General features: G+C 46.0%; 18 protein-coding genes and 1 tRNA gene. 6 read left to right on the top strand and 13 right to left on the bottom strand.

Annotated features, from left to right (window positions below; translation table 11 throughout):
- The first annotated feature begins 24 nt into the window (after positions 1 to 24).
- Genes Q9312_RS11820 through Q9312_RS11810 form a run of 3 tightly spaced genes read left to right on the top strand, consistent with a single transcriptional unit; the run spans position 25 to position 1,942 of the window.
- Positions 25 to 630, top strand: coding sequence for an adenylyltransferase/cytidyltransferase family protein (locus Q9312_RS11820; protein ID WP_309201057.1), 606 nt, complete (start codon positions 25 to 27; stop codon positions 628 to 630).
- Positions 627 to 1,220, top strand: a complete 594-nt coding sequence (locus tag Q9312_RS11815; protein WP_309201056.1) for an NUDIX domain-containing protein — start codon at positions 627 to 629, stop codon at positions 1,218 to 1,220. Before Q9312_RS11820 ends, Q9312_RS11815 begins: the two co-directional genes overlap by 4 nt.
- The gene (locus Q9312_RS11810; protein WP_309201055.1) at positions 1,217 to 1,942 is read left to right on the top strand and encodes an NUDIX hydrolase; all 726 of its coding nucleotides are present in this window, start codon (positions 1,217 to 1,219) and stop codon (positions 1,940 to 1,942) included. Before Q9312_RS11815 ends, Q9312_RS11810 begins: the two co-directional genes overlap by 4 nt.
- A gap of 845 nt (positions 1,943 to 2,787) precedes the next feature.
- Here the strand turns inward: Q9312_RS11810 and Q9312_RS11805 are convergent.
- From Q9312_RS11805 to Q9312_RS11790, 4 genes are all read right to left on the bottom strand, one after another.
- A tRNA-Phe gene (locus Q9312_RS11805) sits at positions 2,788 to 2,863 on the bottom strand.
- 116 nt (positions 2,864 to 2,979) lie between these two features.
- Positions 2,980 to 3,255: an oxidative damage protection protein gene (locus Q9312_RS11800; protein ID WP_309201054.1), complete on the bottom strand. Its 276-nt coding sequence runs from the start codon at positions 3,253 to 3,255 to the stop codon at positions 2,980 to 2,982.
- Positions 3,252 to 4,307, bottom strand: coding sequence for an A/G-specific adenine glycosylase (mutY, locus tag Q9312_RS11795; protein ID WP_309201053.1), 1,056 nt, complete (start codon positions 4,305 to 4,307; stop codon positions 3,252 to 3,254). Before mutY ends, Q9312_RS11800 begins: the two co-directional genes overlap by 4 nt.
- A 129-nt stretch (positions 4,308 to 4,436) precedes the next feature.
- Positions 4,437 to 6,287 (bottom strand): SLC13 family permease, encoded by a 1,851-nt coding sequence (locus Q9312_RS11790; RefSeq protein ID WP_309201052.1) that lies wholly within the window; start codon positions 6,285 to 6,287, stop codon positions 4,437 to 4,439.
- Between the two features lie 204 nt (positions 6,288 to 6,491).
- Between Q9312_RS11790 and trmB the strand changes: the two genes are divergently transcribed.
- Entirely contained in the window at positions 6,492 to 7,190 is a 699-nt protein-coding gene (gene trmB / locus Q9312_RS11785; RefSeq protein ID WP_309201051.1) for a tRNA (guanosine(46)-N7)-methyltransferase TrmB, read from the top strand.
- Between the two features lie 6 nt (positions 7,191 to 7,196).
- Here trmB and hemW read toward each other — a convergent pair whose 3' ends face one another.
- From hemW to Q9312_RS11750, 7 genes are all read right to left on the bottom strand, one after another.
- On the bottom strand, positions 7,197 to 8,396 hold the full coding sequence (hemW, locus tag Q9312_RS11780; RefSeq protein WP_309201050.1) for a radical SAM family heme chaperone HemW: 1,200 nt from the start codon (positions 8,394 to 8,396) through the stop codon (positions 7,197 to 7,199).
- Positions 8,390 to 9,031 (bottom strand): RdgB/HAM1 family non-canonical purine NTP pyrophosphatase, encoded by a 642-nt coding sequence (gene rdgB, locus Q9312_RS11775; protein WP_309201049.1) that lies wholly within the window; start codon positions 9,029 to 9,031, stop codon positions 8,390 to 8,392. Before rdgB ends, hemW begins: the two co-directional genes overlap by 7 nt.
- Before the next feature lie 75 nt (positions 9,032 to 9,106).
- Positions 9,107 to 9,544 (bottom strand): DUF4426 domain-containing protein, encoded by a 438-nt coding sequence (locus Q9312_RS11770; RefSeq protein ID WP_309201048.1) that lies wholly within the window; start codon positions 9,542 to 9,544, stop codon positions 9,107 to 9,109.
- Positions 9,545 to 9,680: 136 nt separating this feature from the next.
- Positions 9,681 to 11,648, bottom strand: a complete 1,968-nt coding sequence (locus Q9312_RS11765) for a dynamin family protein (RefSeq protein WP_309201047.1) — start codon at positions 11,646 to 11,648, stop codon at positions 9,681 to 9,683.
- A 183-nt stretch (positions 11,649 to 11,831) separates the two neighbouring features.
- A complete protein-coding gene (locus Q9312_RS11760) occupies positions 11,832 to 12,413 on the bottom strand; it encodes a YggT family protein (protein WP_309201046.1) in 582 nt (193 codons plus the stop codon).
- A 155-nt stretch (positions 12,414 to 12,568) separates the two neighbouring features.
- Positions 12,569 to 13,390 (bottom strand): pyrroline-5-carboxylate reductase, encoded by an 822-nt coding sequence (proC, locus tag Q9312_RS11755; protein ID WP_309201045.1) that lies wholly within the window; start codon positions 13,388 to 13,390, stop codon positions 12,569 to 12,571.
- A complete protein-coding gene (locus tag Q9312_RS11750; protein WP_309201044.1) occupies positions 13,391 to 14,101 on the bottom strand; it encodes a YggS family pyridoxal phosphate-dependent enzyme in 711 nt (236 codons plus the stop codon). It abuts the gene before it with no gap.
- Positions 14,102 to 14,300: 199 nt separating this feature from the next.
- Here Q9312_RS11750 and Q9312_RS11745 point away from each other — a divergent pair, with 199 nt between their 5' ends.
- Both Q9312_RS11745 and Q9312_RS11740 read left to right on the top strand, forming a co-directional pair.
- Positions 14,301 to 15,335 (top strand): type IV pilus twitching motility protein PilT, encoded by a 1,035-nt coding sequence (locus tag Q9312_RS11745; RefSeq protein WP_309201043.1) that lies wholly within the window; start codon positions 14,301 to 14,303, stop codon positions 15,333 to 15,335.
- A 25-nt stretch (positions 15,336 to 15,360) separates the two neighbouring features.
- Positions 15,361 to 16,503, top strand: coding sequence for a PilT/PilU family type 4a pilus ATPase (locus tag Q9312_RS11740; protein ID WP_309201042.1), 1,143 nt, complete (start codon positions 15,361 to 15,363; stop codon positions 16,501 to 16,503).
- A 69-nt stretch (positions 16,504 to 16,572) separates the two neighbouring features.
- Here Q9312_RS11740 and ruvX read toward each other — a convergent pair whose 3' ends face one another.
- Complete coding sequence (gene ruvX / locus Q9312_RS11735) at positions 16,573 to 17,004, bottom strand: Holliday junction resolvase RuvX (protein WP_309201041.1); 432 nt, start codon at positions 17,002 to 17,004, stop codon at positions 16,573 to 16,575.
- Complete coding sequence (locus Q9312_RS11730) at positions 16,997 to 17,557, bottom strand: YqgE/AlgH family protein (RefSeq protein ID WP_309201040.1); 561 nt, start codon at positions 17,555 to 17,557, stop codon at positions 16,997 to 16,999. Before Q9312_RS11730 ends, ruvX begins: the two co-directional genes overlap by 8 nt.
- Between the last annotated feature and the right edge of the window lie 49 nt (positions 17,558 to 17,606).

Here is a 17,606-nt window from a genome sequence, read left to right as displayed (position 1 = left end):
ATTATGTCAACAGGAGGTGTCACTATGAAAATTAAGCGTGTTGGAGTGCTAGGCTCAGCCTTTAACCCTCCTCACCTAGGTCACAAAGACATACTGAATCAGGTAAATCATGAGTTTGATGAATTACTACTGGTTCCAAGCTTCAGACATGCCTTTGCTAAGACTATGGTGCCCTTTGCTGACCGTTTAGCCATGGTCAGTATTATGGCTCAGGCCTATTACTTAGAGGCGACGATGCATAATAGGAGTTTAACGCCCGTACTGGTGTCAGATATCGAAAGAAGACTAGGTGAAAAGACCAATAGCCCCGTTTACACCTATCATGTACTTGAGGCGCTAGAGGATTGCTATAAGAGAGCGGGAGAGATGGTAGAGTTAGTATTTATTCTTGGTCCTGATAATGTCAGTTTTGATACATGGAGCAAGTTTTACAAAGCGGATGAAATTCGAAAACGCTGGAGCTTGAGAAGTGTTAGTGAGCGAATAAAGATTCACAGCAGTGATATCAGAACATTGATCGCAAACTACCCACGACCAGAAAAGCTATTTAAGGCTCGCTTTAATCGTTTCATGGATAATCCTGTAGCGGACTATATTTTCCAGCAAAAATTATATGGAGCTCAAAAATGAAAAGCATTCCTGTTGCTGAAATCATTCAACAAACAGAAATTTGTCACCAAGGCTTTTTAGAGTTAAAAAAACACACTATTCAATATACTAAGTTTAGTGGTGAAAGGAGTCGAATTCATCAACGCGAAGTTTTAGTAAGAGATGCGACCGTTGGAATTTTGTTATTCGACTCGAAAATGAATAAGGTGTTGTTGACTGAGCAGTTTAGAATAGGAGCGCTAGAAAACAACGATCACCCATGGATATTTGAACTTCCTGCGGGTGTGATTGATCAAGGTGAAACCGCAGAAACGGCTGTATGCCGAGAAGTGAAAGAAGAAACTGGCTACTTAGTTGAGCATTCAGAGTTGATTGGCGACTTTTATGTTAGCCCTGGAGGCACCTCCGAAACGACTAAAATATATTTTGCTGAGTTAGTACTAGACGCCAGCGGCGTACACGGAGAAGCGACTGAGAATGAAGATATTCGAACACATTTAATTGACTTCGACGAAGCGTTAAGTTGGATAGGCACTCAAAAGTTAAGTGCTTCTGCAGCAATTGCTTTTTTATGGCTTGCCAACAAACGTTTAACTAGGAAATTGAAATGAGTATGGCAGCAAACGAAAAAGAGTTTCTAAAAAATTATAATATTCACGATTACGACGTTCCGTTAACCAGTGTTGATATTGTGATTTTTACTATCATTGATGATCGAGTGAATGTACTAATTACTCAGCGAGCAGACTTTCCATTTAAAGGAAAGTGGGCAACACCCGGCGGCTTTATTGATGTTAAAAATGATCAGACAATAGAGGCGACAGCCATTAGAAAACTGAAAGAGAAGACAGGTTTTGATGCACCCTATTTAGAACAAATGGGCAGCATTGGTAATGCTAAGCGAGATCCTCGCGGCTGGTCAGTTACGGTAACCTATTTCGCGCTAGTGAATGAACACAATGTAACTTTTGCTGATGATTGCTGCTGGTGTCCGTTAGACGAGAACGGAGAAACTTCAACAAAACTAGCATTTGATCATAACTTGCTGATCAAAGAAGCCTTTTTACGTTTGCAAAATAAGGCTCAATATTCAACGATCGCGTTGCATGTTTTACCAGAAAAATTCACTTTATCTGAGTTGCAACAAACCTATGAAATTATCTTGGGTGGAAAGCTTAATAAAGCAGGCTTCCGACGACGCATACTCAAAGCGAATGTAATTGAAAAGCTTGAGGGTGAAAGCAAGCAAACCGCTACTCGAACGGCACAACTCTACCGAAAGCTCGATCAAGAAGATGTGCATTTTTATATGCGGGAAATTTACGCACGCTAGTGAAAGCAGTTAATGAGCTGAAATTCACTGGAACTTGTTTAGGTGGAGTTGTTAACTGCGCCCCGAGCGAACACTTGTGTCGATGCTAAAAGTTCAGAAACAAAAAAATCCGAGATCACTCTCAGGCTTTTTAAAGTATTCGAAGGGTGGCCTGAGCGAGAATTAACCGGCCGGCGTTCCGGGGGCGACACTTGTGTCGATGTTTGAAATTCAGAAACAAAAAAGCCCGAGATTACTCTCAGGCTTTTTAAAGTATTCGAAGGGTGGGCAGAGCGAGAATTAACCGGCCGGCGTTCCGGGGGCGACACTTGTGTCGATGTTCGAAATTCAGAAACAAAAAAGCCCGAGATCACTCTCAGGCTTTTTAAAGTATTCGAACGGTGGCCAGAGCGAGAATTAACCGGCCGGCGTTCCGGGGGCGACACTTGTGTCGATGTTCAAAGTTCAGAAACAAAAAAGCCCGAGATTACTCTCAGGCTTTTTAAAGTATTCGAAGGGTGGCCTGAGCGAGAATTAACCGGCCGGCGTTCCGGGGGTGACACTTGTGTCGATGTTCGAAATTCAGAAACAAAAAAGCCCGAGATCACTCTCAGGCTTTTTAAAGTATTCGAAGGGTGGCCTGAGCGAGAATTAACCGGCCGGCGTTCCGGGGGTGACACTTGTGTCGATGTTCGAAATTCAGAAACAAAAAAGCCCGAGATCACTCTCAGGCTTTTTAAGTATTCGAATGGTGGCCTGAGCGAGAATTAACCGGCCGGCGTTCCGGGGGCGACACTTGTGTCGATGTTCAAAGTTCAGAAACAAAAAAGCCCGAGATTACTCTCAGGCTTTTTAAGGTATTCGAATGGTGGCCCGGGCCAGAATTGAACTGGCGACACAAGGATTTTCAGTCCTCTGCTCTACCAACTGAGCTACCAGGCCGATGGTGTAAAATGCGTGATTTTTCACCACTTTCGCTAAGCTTTTAGGGGGCTTTCGCGAAAGAGCGCGTATTAAACCGATTTCGAGCTTTTAAGTCAAGTGTTTGCTTTTAATTATTACGACTTTTCTGGTGGAATGTAGCCTTCTGGCTTGTCGTAGTCACCACCAAACAAAAATTTCTCCATTTCGCCGGCCAAATATTGTCGAGTTTCGGGCTCAATAACGTTTAAGCGTTTTTCGTTAATTAACATGGTTTGATGTTGTAACCACATTTGCCATGCTTGCATGGAGATGTCTTGGTAGATTTTTTGTCCTAGCTCACCTGGATAGGTGGGGGTAGCAAGGCCTGGCAGTTCTTTTTGTAATTTCTGACAGAAAACAGTGCGGCTCATGTTGCTGGCTCCATGTTTTTCAACAGTTGAATAATTGGGCCGGGCATTCCCAGCGCGTCAAGTTGAGAGCGATCTTGCCATTGCCAGCGATCGGAGTCCATGACTCCGCGCGGTTTTTTACTGAGTACCAGCTTTCTAGGATGAATGTGTAAGTGAAAGTGGCTAAAAGTATGACGAAAAGCGGGTAATGACTGAATAGTGACTGGTGGTAAAGGCATGCCCAAGCAGCTAGCCAGCGCATCGTCTGATGTATCCATTTCCGCTTGTGGTAGGCTCCATAACCCACCCCAAATACCTTGCTCTGGGCGCTTTTCTAGTAGGATTTGCTGTTTGTATTGAGCAACGATAAAAATGGCCGAACGCTCTGGTTTGTTCGTTTTCGGCTTAGAGGTTGGATAATTTTTCTGCGTGCCAGCGGCAAAAGCAGCGCAGCCGGATTGAACAGGACACGCATCGCATTGCGGTTTGCTCCGCGTGCACAGCGTAGCGCCTAAATCCATCATCGCTTGATTGTAGTGATCGACCTGCTGAGCGGGCGTTAGCTTGTCAGCTAACTCCCACAACGCCTTGTGAACCTTGGGTTTTCCAGGCCAGCCTTCAATAGCGTAGAACCGACACAGCACACGTTTGACATTGCCGTCTAAGATGGTTGCGGGTTGGCCCGTCACCAAGGAGTGAATGGCACCTGCGGTCGACCGACCAATTCCCGGTAATTGCTCCAGCGCTTCGACGTTGCTTGGCCACTTTCCGTTGAGTTCGAAATGAACCTGCTGTGCACATTTATGTAGATTCCGCGCGCGCGAATAGTAGCCTAGCCCTGTCCACTGAGCTAACACATCATCTTGATTCGCTGTGGCAAGGGCTGCTAAGTCGGGGAAGCGCTCCATAAAGCTCAAGTAATATGGAATCACCGTTGTCACTTGGGTTTGCTGCAACATTACCTCAGACACCCAAACTCGATAGTGAGTTTTGTTCTGCTGCCAAGGCAAATGTTTGCGCCCATATTGCTGATAATACTGAAGAATGCGGCGCTGAAACTCTTTCGCTTGCATCGTCGAGCCTAAGTTAGGGAAGTAAGGCGAGAGTGTACCTAAATTGACGATAATTTACTGCAACGAGACTGACGATTTCAGTCTCGTCGAAGCGCTGTTTAGCTTTAATTGGTTAAGTAAGTTAAGCGATTAACTTGGCGATAGTGGATGCATCATTGGTACAACAAAGGATAAGACAATCCACATGATGATGACTAAGGGGCCACCGATACGCAAGAAGTCAGAGAATTGATATCCCCCTGCATTCATCACCAACAAGTTGGTTTTGTAGGCAACAGGCGTCGCATAACTCATATTCGCGCCAAATAAGACGGCAATAACAAAGGGCTCAGGAGATAACTGCAATTGTTGGGCAACCGATATGGCAATGGGAGTGCCGATAACCGCCGCAGCGTTGTTCGATACTACATTGGTTAGAATAGCCAGTAACAACATCAGTCCGCTCAAGATAACCACTGGCGGCGCGCCACTGAATAAGGCTAAAAAGGTTTGCGCCAGATAGTCTGCGCCGCCTGTGAGCAACAACCCTTGGCCAAGTGCGAGCGAGGCAACGACAATAAGAACAACCTGAGTGCTGAGTGCCAATGAGGCATCGCGCCAGTCCATGCATCGTGTCAATAACATAAGGCTAACGCCGCACAAGGCACTAACAGAGATCGGTAAAATTCCAAAAGCTGCGGTCGCAATGATGGCTAGCATAATGAGCAATGCAATTGGCGCTTTGCGAGAATGCGGTAAATCGGTGGTGGCATCAAGAATGAGCAACTCGCCCTGCTTTTTCATCTTAGCGATGTTTTCACGCGGGCCTTGAACTAATAAAACATCGCCAACATGCAGCGAGACATTGCCGAGTTTGCGATACAAGTCGATGGCTTTACCACCACGGTGTAAAGCAATAGCGACCAGTTTAAACTGATCGATAAAGCGCACATTTTTGAGCGTCGAGCCAGCGAGTGGAGAACCTGGCACAACCACAACCTCGGCAATTTGTTGATCTTCAGCGACGAGAGGATGCTCATCGTCAACGGCTTGCTTGCCCATGAAGAGACGAGCGCCAATGGTCACTTCATAATCTTTTAAATTGTCGGGTGTATCCGAGACTCGCAACCGGTCGCCGGCTTTTAATACCACGTCGGGCATGGGTAGAATTCGCGTATCGGTTTCTTCACCACGTTGAATACGTTCAACTTTCAGTTGCCCACCAGCGTGTTCAATCACTTCCGCCAAGGTCTTATTGGCTGCGTAACCGCCATCTTTGATGGTCAAATGCGCGGTAAAAAGCCTTGGGCTTGAGTCTGCCATGCTCGCAGTCCGCTCAGGGGTTATTCGCGGCGCGACCAGCCAAAGATAGGCAATCGCAACGGCGGCAGCGACTGCGGCTGCAGGCAAAAAGTCAAACATTTCAAGGCGCTGCATGCCCATATCGGCGGCAACTGAGACGACCAGTAGGTTAGTTGACGTTCCGATGGTAGTCGACATACCACCGACTAACGTCGCTAACCCCATTGGCATTAAGACCGACGATGCAGAGGTATTGGTTCGTAACGACACACTGATCAAGATGGGTAATAGGAGCACGACGATCGGTGTGTTATTCATAAAGGCACTGAGTATGCCGCCGATTAACAGCGTAAGAAGCAACGAGATGGTCGGAGAGCTCTTCCACAATTTAGCTAACAGTCGTCCGATGGGTTCTAGTGCTCCGGTTCTAACTAATCCTTGACCGGCCATCATTAAGGCACAAACTGAGACTAATGCTTCGTGACCAAAGCCCGCAAAGAATTGAGTTGCTTGTAAGGGCTCACTAGCGTTCTCTGGTATGAAAGGAAAGGCTTCGAAGCCGACAATAACCGCCAGTAGTACCGCAAGGCAACTGGTTTCGAGCGGTATATCGTCGCGTCGAAATAGATACAACGCCACAACAGTGAGTATCAAAATCCCGAGGGCATGGTAGTTCGGGATTGATGGTAAATTAAACATCTAAATTAAATACCTTTAAATTCAAAACCTTAGCAATTCTAAAGGTGAGGTCCTTGGAGTTTTAAGAATAACGGGGAATAAGTGAATAGCAAGCAAAAATCGCTAGTTAATAATATCAAAAGGGTTTTAAGTGAGCCCTGGTCGATTCTTTGTTACAATCGCCATCCCATTCTATCGTGACAGTTATATCATCGAAATCAAAGCATGACCGATTCAGAAAAAGCCCCTTTTATGCGCCAAATTCGCAGTTTCGTATTACGTGAAGGTCGTATGACGAAAGGCCAAGAACGAGCAATGACGGAGCTGTTCCCAACCCTTGGCATTGAATATTCAGATGAAATGATGAACTTTGCGCAGATCTTCGGAAATGACCGTCCTGTCGTGCTAGAAATTGGTTTTGGAATGGGTAAGTCTTTAGCGCTACAAGCACAACAAAACCCTGATCGAAACTACATAGGCATAGAAGTCCACCGGCCGGGTGTCGGTGCTTGTTTATTACTGGCCGAGGAATATGAACTCACCAATTTACGGGTGATTAATCACGATGCCGTTGAAGTGTTGAACCATATGGTTGGTCAAAAGAGCTTAGCTGGCATGCAAGTTTACTTCCCAGATCCATGGCATAAAAAGAAACATCACAAACGTCGAATTATTCAGCCTGCTTTTGTTGACACCTGTCACTCGAAAATTGCCTCTGGCGGCTTTCTCCATTTGGCCACCGATTGGGAAAATTACGCGGAACATATGCTCGAGGTCATGCAACAGGTCGCTGGATGGCGAAATACTTCGGCCACCAACGACTACATTCCGCGACCCGACAGCCGCCCGATTACTAAATTTGAAACTCGTGGTACCAAACTAGGACATGGCGTCTGGGATCTGATGTTTGTACGCGAAGACTGATCGGTATTACGATAAATTAATGATGTTGATGGGCTCTGCTAATTTGACCTGGTCAGGCATAAATAGCGCCAATAAGTCATTGAGATAGTTAGTACCTACTTCCGTCACCTGAATCGTCTGCTCGCTTTCTGCTACTAATCCTTTGCTTATGGCATGGTCGAGCGGTTTGCGAATAACTTCCAACGGCAAGCCTGTACGCTCAGTAAAAAATCTTTTCGGAACCGGTAATAATAAGCGCAGTGCATTCATCATAAATTCTAATGGCAGTTCTCTTTCAACGATGGCCAGACGTTCACGGGTGAAGGGTTTGCCCGAGTCTAAATAATCTTTCGGATTACGATACTGGTTATAGCGAATAATTTGGCCGTCGGCCGGCAGTGTTATTTTTCCGTGTGCTCCAGCGCCAATCGCAAGATAGTCGCCAAAGTTCCAGTAATTGAGGTTATGCCTAGAACGTGCCGAAGGGGTCTTTGAGTAGGCGGAGACTTCGTAGCGCTCAAACCCACCGTCGCTCAGTAGTGCTTCCCCTACTTCTTGAATGTCGATGAGTGTGTCGTCTTGTGGCAGTTGCGGCGGTTGCGCATAAAATAGGGTATTGGGTTCAAGCGTCAGTTGGTACCAAGACAAGTGTTCCGTGCCTTGCTGCAGCGCTGTTTGAATGTCTTGCTCGGCTTGCTTTGCCGACTGCCCAGGTAAACCATGCATCAGGTCTAGATTAATTCGCTCAAACCCAGCATTGTGAGCGTATTCGATGGCTTTTAATGCTTCGGCACTCGAGTGTATACGCCCAAGAGCTTTTAGGTGCTCATCGTTAAATGATTGAATACCAATCGATAATCGGTTAACCCCTGCTTGAAAGAACTCGGCAAACTTATTGGCTTCGGCAGTCCCGGGGTTAGCTTCTAGGGTAATTTCAATATCGTGGTTAAAAGGCAGTAGTGCTCGAATATTTGAAAGCAGTCGACTCATTTGTTCGCCGCTGAGCAAACTTGGGGTTCCACCGCCAATAAAGATGCTGCTTAAGCGACGTCCCCAAACTTGCGGTAATTGCTCAGAGAGATCCTTGAGTAATGCATCGACGTAATCTTGCTCTGGCAACTCGCTGGGTGCCTTGTGCGAGTTAAAGTCACAATAAGGACACTTGCGCACACACCAAGGAACGTGGATGTACAGAGCGAGGGGTGGCAGACTGGTCAGTGCTAACATGAGACGTTGTGTTGGCTTTGAAACCACTGCTGTAGCTGTTTTAGCGCTTGTCCGCGGTGACTGACCTGTTGCTTTTGCTCTGGGGTTATCTCAGCGGCACTTTTGCCCCATTGAGCACAAAAAAACAAAGGATCGTAGCCAAAACCACCATCGCCTATAGGCTTCTCAAGTATACGACCCTCCCAAGTGCCAGACGCGATAAATGGCATAGGATCGAATTCATGGCGCATATAGACAATCACACAGCGATAGCGAGCTGAACGGAGCTGTCGAGGCTTTCCGTGCAGTGCTTCAAGCAGCTTTTGATTATTGGCGGAATCAGAGCTGGGTGTGCCAGCAAAACGTGCGGAGTAGATACCTGGCTGCCCATTAAGCGCATCAACCTCAATGCCCGAGTCGTCAGCAATGGCAGGTAAACCGCTTTTCTGACAGGCATGTCGGGCTTTTTTGATGGCATTTTCAACGAACGATAAGCCATCTTCTATGGCGTCATCGATAGATAATTCACGTTGAGGAATAATCTGGCAATCAAAGGCTTGAAGCATTTGCTGCAATTCATTCACTTTCTTCTTATTGCCACTGGCGAGGACAATTTTTTCAGGATAAGTGATTTGAGAGTCAGTAGTAGAGTGCATTAAGCGCCACAGGAGAAATGATCGTGGCGCTTATTATATCGAGGATTGGCCGAGCAAACGAGAGTCAGAGCAAGGTTAATTGACGTAAACCGTCTTCGTAAAATCAACCGCGTATTCGTCCGTACTGCCGTCTGGGCTGATAATTAATTTGAAGCTAAGTCGCTCTTCGTTTGAAAAGCGAAAGTTCGCAATGTAATAAATCGCGTTTTGCTCTTTAATTTCTTTAAATGCCAGCGACTTATTTTGGCCTGCAAGGTTATAGGCGTTGCCTCGGACACTCGCAGAAATACCTTGTTGAGTTGCTTTGTCGATGATGGAAACATTGATCAATGCGAGCGACTTAGAGCGAGTGAGGCCGTATTGTCGGGCCACCTCTGGTGTTAAAAAGTCACTGTTAAAAACACTGTAGTGAACAATATACGGCCCGACATCTTTACTAAACTCGTCATCGGCATAAAGCGCAAAACTTGAGATCGCAAAAGCCCAAAGTAAGAGTGATTGAAGTCGTTTCATCGTAGCCTCCTCGGCAGGAATGCGTATGAATTTTAGTTAAGAATCAATGTATTGGAGCAACCGCCAGAAGGCGATTGCTCATTAAGCTAACGTGTTGGAGCTTGTAAGAAATGAATTATAGCGAGATAAAAATAGTTTAGCGACGTGCGGTAGCTAATTCGACAACATTACTCGACGACTTTTTTGGGGCCGATTGCCGCAGTTTTTCTAGAGATTGTTGTGCATTGTGAATCTCTGTGTCGAGCTCAAAAACCAAGGTTTTCAAAGCCTTTAGGCGGCCTTCAACCGTCGCCTCGTTGTGTTGCAAGGCAAGCAATTGCTGGTGGTTTGAGTCGAGGGTTTCTTTTAGTGAGTTCACCTGTTGAATGAGCGGTAACATCACTTCGCGAGACCATTGGCGTACGTCAACACGTAACTTCTTGAAGAACATCGCAATATGGTTGACGGAGGTAGCGAAAAAGCGCTTAACGGCAACGCTTTGCTCGGTCAAAGTTAACATTAAATTGCGATTGAGTTGGCTCGACTCATCGAGAATTTGTTGCAACTGGCGACGGTAGATCTTGCCTTTCAAATACCGAGCTTCAAGCAATTCGACTTCGAAGTCGCGAGAAAACTTTGCATACATCGACTCGGCCATTTTATTGGTCAACTCTGCTTCTCGGCAAAACTCGTTCATCATGCCTTCGACAGCTTGGAAGAAGCGACGTGACGTGCGCATCATGCCGACACTGGTCTTACTTTCAACCATTTCGTGCAGCGTGCGCTGAATGATTTCGTCAAAATGCTCTTTGCCAACGGCATTGATCAGCACATCGGCTTGGCGCTCAAGTAGACGTTGGCTCGGCTTTAGAGCCAAGTGGCGCTTTTTAAACTCGGCTTGAGCATCACGGCTTTTATCGACCAAGTCTTGTAATTGCGATTCGTTATTACCTCGAATGCCTTTGATTTCATCTTGCTGCTTTTCGATTTGTTCTTTGCGGCTTTTGAGGACTTGCTGCGCATCTTCAATTAATCGCGTTGATTCAGCGATAACGTTATCCCACATGACCGCTTCTTTATTGCCCAAAATGGTCTCAGAGAGAACCGCTTCGACATCATCAATCTGGCTGCGCAGTAACAAGGCCTTATCGTCGCGAATACGTCCGAGCAAGGCTTTCTGGGCCGACACCGGCAAGATGTCGGTTTCAGGAATTTTCAAGTGGCGTGATGTTTGACGGATCACACGGTTAATGGCTTTCTCAGTCTTTTTACGCCCGCTGATTTCGTCCCAAAGAACATCGATTTTGTTGAGAACTGCGTACAAACCTAGGTTAGGTCGATTTTTCAATTGCTCAATATGATCTTCCCAGATTTGTAAATCACTCGCCGTTACCCCGGCATCAGCGGCAAGCACAAACACAACGGCTTGCGCTTGTGGTAGCAACTGATAAGTTAACTCTGGCTCACTACCCAGTGCATTTAGCCCTGGTGTATCAACGATACGTAAGCCTTGTTGTAATAATGGATGCGAAAAACTGACCATGGCGTGGCGCCATGCTGGTATTTCGACTTTTTCAGGATTGAATTCATCTTCGTCGAGCATGGTCGCGTCGAACCCAAGCTCAAGCGCTTCGGCTCGCGAAACCGATTTAGTCTGGGTAATGCTTTGCATGGCCTGCGCCATTTCTTCAGCTTCGTTGGTGACTAAGGGGATCTCAACCCAATGGTTGGGCATATCACGGTAATCGGTTAACGAAGTGTCTTGAAGTCGGGTTTCAATCGGCAGCAGTCGTAAATAATTTTTTTGTTGTTGCGCATCGAAAAATAATTCAGTGGGGCACATCGTGGTTCGACCGGCTTGTGACGGTAAAATGCGTTGCCCATAATCAGAGAAGAAAATGGCATTGATAAGCTCGGTTTTTCCGCGAGAGAACTCACCGGCAAAAGCAATGGTCAAGTATTCACTGTCGAGCGTTTCAAGCATTGCTCGAATGCGTTTATCGCTTTGCTCGTCGCTTAGCTGATTGCGCCGCAACCATAGACGAAATCCTTTCATTTCTTTGGCGATGACGCTTTTCCAGCGCTCAAACTCGTTTACAGACTGCGTAAATTGATTGTCGGCCATGCGTGAGGGATCCCGTAGTAAAGGCAAGCGCGCTAGTTAGATAGTGTGTTTTGCCAACGTTTGAACAAATAGTAACCAGTGATTCTAGCAGAAAATTTCTGTAAAAACGTGACCTTGCATACATTTTGTCAGAAATTATCTTAAGTTTATCGCACGCTGCCAAGTAAAAAATGCAGCTCCCTGTTACAACAAGCCTAATCCCGGGAAAATGTATGACGCTACGTACTGTAATCCCTCTTGAGTGAGTCGGATGAGCAAAAAGACCAAAATTGGTGATAAATCGAGCATTCCGATGGGAGGAATGATCCGTTGAAAGGGGGTCATAAAGGGCTGAGTAAGTTGTACTAACATACTTGCAAAAGGGTTTGCTTGGTAAGACCCTGCCGCCATCATGATAAAGCTGACAATGATTCGACCAATTAATAAATAGAAAAACAGGTTTAGCAAAGTATAGAAAAATTGTAGGACAAATATAATGGCTAATTTAGGTAAGTTAGTAAGTGTAAACAAACCCCAAAGATTAAACGCCAGAGAAAGCATCACGGTTGTGAGCAAAAAAGCGAGAACGAGACTCGCAATATCGAGTCCCCTATATCCAGGGATCACTCGACGCAGCGGCTTTAGGGTTGGGTTGGTTAATTGGACAATGGTTTGTGCAAACGGATTGTAAAAGTCCACGCGAAAATATTGCATGAAAAAACGCAATAGAACGACAGACGCGTATAACTTGATAAGGTAAAAAACGATCAGCAGTATAGTTTGCATTTAATTCTCGTTACTCGTAAATCATCCAATTTTTTAACACCTGATAACACTGTTCAACATCAGAGCTATACTATTCAACATCAGAGTTATCAGCGCTTTATTCGCTGTATGTGGGGCCTAATATCAACAAAATCAATGCATTGTACGCAAATTCACTAACTTTGCGATAATTCTTTTCCGCGTTTTACGGCGGCATTCACGGCAGCTTCAGCCATGGTGGCGATCCCACTCTCTTCTAAGCTATCCAGTGCGGCGGCTGTTGTGCCATTAGGTGATGTCACTTGAATACGACGTTCACTAATGGCGATGTCGGGGTGGTTTTTAATCAGTGTTGCTGCGCCAAGGGCACTTTGTACCACCAGCTTACGAGCGGTATCTTGATCCATTCCTTGCTTAACGCCAGCATCTATTAAGGTTTCCATAAAGCGGAAAAAATACGCGGGAGATGAGCCTGCCAGAGCGGTTACTGTATCCATTAACCCTTCGTCATCCACCCAAGCGAACTCGCCGACGGCACCAAAGACATACTCTGCTGCGCGTTGATGTTGCTCTCGAACCGATTGACTCGCATATAACCCAGTTGCACCACATAGCTCAATAGACGGCGTGTTTGGCATGCTGCGAATGATGGCCACTTGCTCAGCGGTAAACTCGATAAGTTTCGCAACAGGTAGGCCTGCCGCCACCGAAATGGCGCAGTCAACGGAAGTAAAGTCGAGGCCCGCAAGCGCATCTTTCATCATTTGTGGCTTCACTGAGAGAAGCACCACATTGGCCGAACGACAGACGTCTTGATTATTGGTGGTGATGCGGATCCCTAGTTCTTGCTGAAGTGCCTCGAGCTTGCCGCTGCTACGATTCGACATAATGATTCGTTGCGGATCATGGCCCTTCTTTACTAGGCCTCGGGCAATGGCCCCGGCCATATTACCTGCGCCAATAAAACCAATGGTGGATTGCTCGAGTGATACTGTCATTTAATTCGCCTTTAGTTTTTGTTTCCAGTTTGCTGGGCGTTCACCAAATAATGCGGTCCCCACTCGAACCATGGTGCTGCCCTGCTCGATGGCTGCGATCATATCACCTGACATGCCAATTGAAAGGGTGTCTATGCTTGGAAACTGCATTCGCATCTGTTGGTAAACCTCGGCGATTTTCGCAAATTGCTCTCGCTGTTGCCCATGATCAGCGGTTGCAGGGGGAATGCTCATGATCCCTCGTAGCGTTAGATTGGGTTGGTCAGAAATAAAGCTAAGCAGGTTTTCGATACTGGCAGCATCACTTCCCTGCTTGCTTGCTTCGGCAAACAAGTTAACTTGCGCCAACACCTGAAGCGCTGGCCGATCATCCGGGCGCTGGTCGTTCAGTCGCTTAGCAATTTTTTCGCGATCGACACTTTGAACCCAGCTGAAATGGCTGGCAATGTCGCGAGTTTTGTTACTCTGGATGGGCCCAATAAAGTGCCATTCAATATCAAGATGTTGTAGCGCAGTTATTTTATCGATGGCTTCAGAGAGGTAACTCTCACCGAACAGTTTTTGGCCAGCTTGATAAAGTTGTTCTATCTTATTGATTTCTTGAGCTTTACTCACTGCTAACAATGTGACAGAGTTAGCAGTTCGTGAAGCCTTTTTACTGGCATCTTCAATTTGTTGCTGGACCTGATGTAAATTGTCAGCGATGGTCATAATAGTAATTTACTCACTCGTTTGATGAATTGGTTACGTCGAACTCTTTATAAGGGTCTAAACTATAGTGACGGATTTTACCTGTTTTTTACGAGTTGACTGAAATAGCGGATTAAATGCTATTGAATAAGGGTCGCGACAGCAACGAATAAAAGATTACCCAATGCTGTAATCATCAATTTTTCCGGGGTTAAAACTGATGGATATTACTGAGTTACTTGCTTTTAGTGTTAAGAACAAAGCATCGGATTTGCACTTATCGGCAGGCCTGCCGCCGATGATTCGTGTCGATGGCGATGTGCGCCGAATTAATGTGCCGCCTCTTGATCATAAAACGGTACATAGCCTTGTTTATGACATCATGAACGATAAGCAGCGTAAAGACTTTGAAGAGTTTTTAGAAACTGACTTCTCATTCGAATTACCAGGTATCGCGCGTTTTCGTGTTAATGCATTTAACCACAATCGCGGAGCGGGTGCGGTATTTCGTACCATCCCATCGCAAGTTTTAACCCTCGAAGAGTTAGGGGCGCCGGCTGTTTTTAAAGAAATCTGTATGCACCCTCGTGGCTTAGTACTCGTCACAGGACCTACTGGTTCAGGTAAAAGTACCACGCTTGCAGGAATGATTGATTACATCAATGACAACGATTACGGACATATTTTGACGGTCGAGGACCCCATCGAATTTGTGCACGAAAGTAAGCGCTGTTTGATTAACCAGCGTGAAGTTCATCGTGATACGCTAGGCTTTAATGAAGCATTGCGCTCAGCGCTACGGGAAGATCCTGACATCATCCTAGTTGGTGAGATGCGTGACCTTGAAACGATTCGTTTGGCATTGACTGCCGCAGAAACGGGGCATTTGGTGTTTGGTACTCTGCATACGTCATCCGCCGCCAAAACCATTGACCGTATTGTCGACGTTTTCCCTGCTGCTGAAAAAGACATGGTTCGTTCGATGTTATCTGAATCATTGATGGCGGTAATTTCTCAGACATTATTGAAAAAAGTCGGCGGTGGCCGTGTCGCGGCGCACGAAATAATGGTCGGTACGCCAGCGATTCGTAACTTGATTCGTGAAGATAAAATCGCGCAGATGTACAGCTCGATTCAAACGGGTGCGCAACACGGGATGCAAACACTTGATCAGTGTCTAAAAGACCTCCTCGCGAAGGGCTTGATTACGCGACAAGATGCTCGTGAGAAAGCCAAGACCAAAGAAGATTTTTAACTGCTCGATTTAGAGGATCCAACGAATGGATTTTGAAGCTCTTTTAAAATTGATGGTGCAAAAGAAAGCCTCGGATTTATTTATTACCGCTGGCATTCCACCTTCAATCAAAATAAATGGAAAAATCATGCCGGTTACACAACGGGCATTGAATGGCGAGAAAGCTCGAGAAGTTGTTCTTTCGGTTATGAATGAGGAACAGCGACGAGAATTTGCTCGCGGTCACGAGTGTAACTTTGCGATTAGCGCATCCGGTATTGGTCGATTCCGGGTTAGCGCGTTCCAGCAACGAAATGAAGTGGGTATGGTCTTGCGTCGAATTGAAACGACTATCCCGACGCTAGATGAATTGCGTTTGCCAACCGTGTTAAAGAAACTCTCACTCACCAAGCGTGGACTGATTATTTTTGTCGGTGCGACCGGTACGGGTAAATCAACCTCTTTGGCGGCCATGATTGGATATCGCAATATGACCACCACTGGTCACATCATTACCATTGAAGATCCGATTGAATTTGTTCATCAACATAACAAATGCATTATTACCCAGCGTGAAGTGGGTATTGATACTGACTCCTTTGAAACCGCGTTGAAAAATACGTTACGACAAGCGCCTGACGTTATTCTGATTGGTGAGGTACGAACGTCTGAAACCATGGATTACGCAGTGGCTTTTGCCGAAACTGGGCATCTGTGTATGTGTACTTTGCATGCGAACAACGCAAACCAGGCACTCGATCGAATCATTCACTTCTTTCCTGAAGAAAAGCGAAATCAATTGCTGTTGGATTTGTCGTTAAATTTACGTGCGGTTATTGCTCAGCAGTTAATTCCGACACCCGACGGTAAAGGCCGTCGCGCCGCGATTGAAGTATTGATTAATACACCTTTGGTGGCCGATCATATTCGTAAAGGTGAAATGCATTTGATCAAAGACTTAATGGCTAAGTCCACTGAACACGGTATGCAAACCTTTGACCAAGCACTGTTTCGACTATTTAAAAGCGGTGAAGTTACTTACGAAGATGCGCTTCATCATGCCGACTCGCCAAATGATTTACGCTTGATGATCAAACTAGACAGTTCAGAGAGCGATCCTGAATTGCAGATTGGTTCTGGTGCTGCGGCAAGCATGAGTTTAGAAGAAACCGATGAAAACCCCTTCTAAATGATTAAGACACGGATTTTTCGGTAGACACGGATTTTTCGGTAAACAGGGTAGCGCAGCGTCTATCGATTATGACGTAGGGTTTTGTTGGAACCAAGATTGCACAATAATAACCGCCGACTGGCTGTCGATCGCGCCTTTTTGTAGCGCACGATAGCCTCCTTCGGCGAATAAGTCACTTTTCGCTTCAGCCGTTGTTAACCGTTCATCGACCAGATCCACTGGTATCGCAAAGCGACCAAACAATCGATTAGCAAACTTTTTAGCCCTTTGACTCAATAGTTGTTCAGTTCCATCCATATTGAGAGGAAATCCGACGACTAAGCGGTCTGGCTGCCAGGTTTTTAAGAGTTTCTCAACTTGTTGCCAATCAGGTTGTCCGTTTTGCGCTTTTAATGCAGGCAGTGCGGAAGCACTCTCGGTAATACGTTGCCCATAAGCGACGCCAATAGACTTCTCGCCGAAATCAAAACCCAGCAGCGTGCGTATAGTTTCAGGCATTGCCAGACAAAGATGAGATTTGTGAAATATCGATTCCAATGAGCGCCGCTGCTTTTTGCCAGCGCTCAGCCACATCGGTCGCAAAGAGAATACTAGGATCGGCAGGAACGCTTAGCCAAGCATTTTCAGCCAATTCGGCTTCAAGCTGACCAGGGCCCCAACCAGCGTAACCGAGAGCGATAAAAGCATCGTCGAGATCCGCTTGCTGTGGCAAGGCTTCAAGAATGTCTTGCGATGTGGTGATGGTAATGTGTTCTCCTACGGCAAGGCTCGATTGCCAAGCATTGGTGCCGTGGTGAATAACAAATCCGCGATCGGTTTGAACCGGACCTCCAGCGAGAACGGGACGCTCGTGAAAGTCAGGTGCTACTTGTATTTCAAGGTGATCAAGGAGCTCTGAAGTTGTGACTTCAGTCGGGTGATTGATAACAATGCCCATCGCGCCTTCTTCATTATGTTCGCACAATAAAGTGACGCTGCGAAAAAAATTGGGGTCATCCAAATTTGGCATCGCAATCAAAAAGTGGTTTTTTAAACTGACAAAATCGTTCATAAGCTAATTGTTGGGCCGAAGTGGCAAAATTACAAGTTTTCAATGCGAT

This window comes from Pleionea litopenaei (assembly GCF_031198435.1).
In the GTDB taxonomy this organism is placed as follows: domain Bacteria; phylum Pseudomonadota; class Gammaproteobacteria; order Enterobacterales; family Kangiellaceae; genus Pleionea; species Pleionea litopenaei.
Note: the sequence above shows the minus strand (reverse complement) of the source record. Positions and strands in the feature narration are given on the sequence as shown.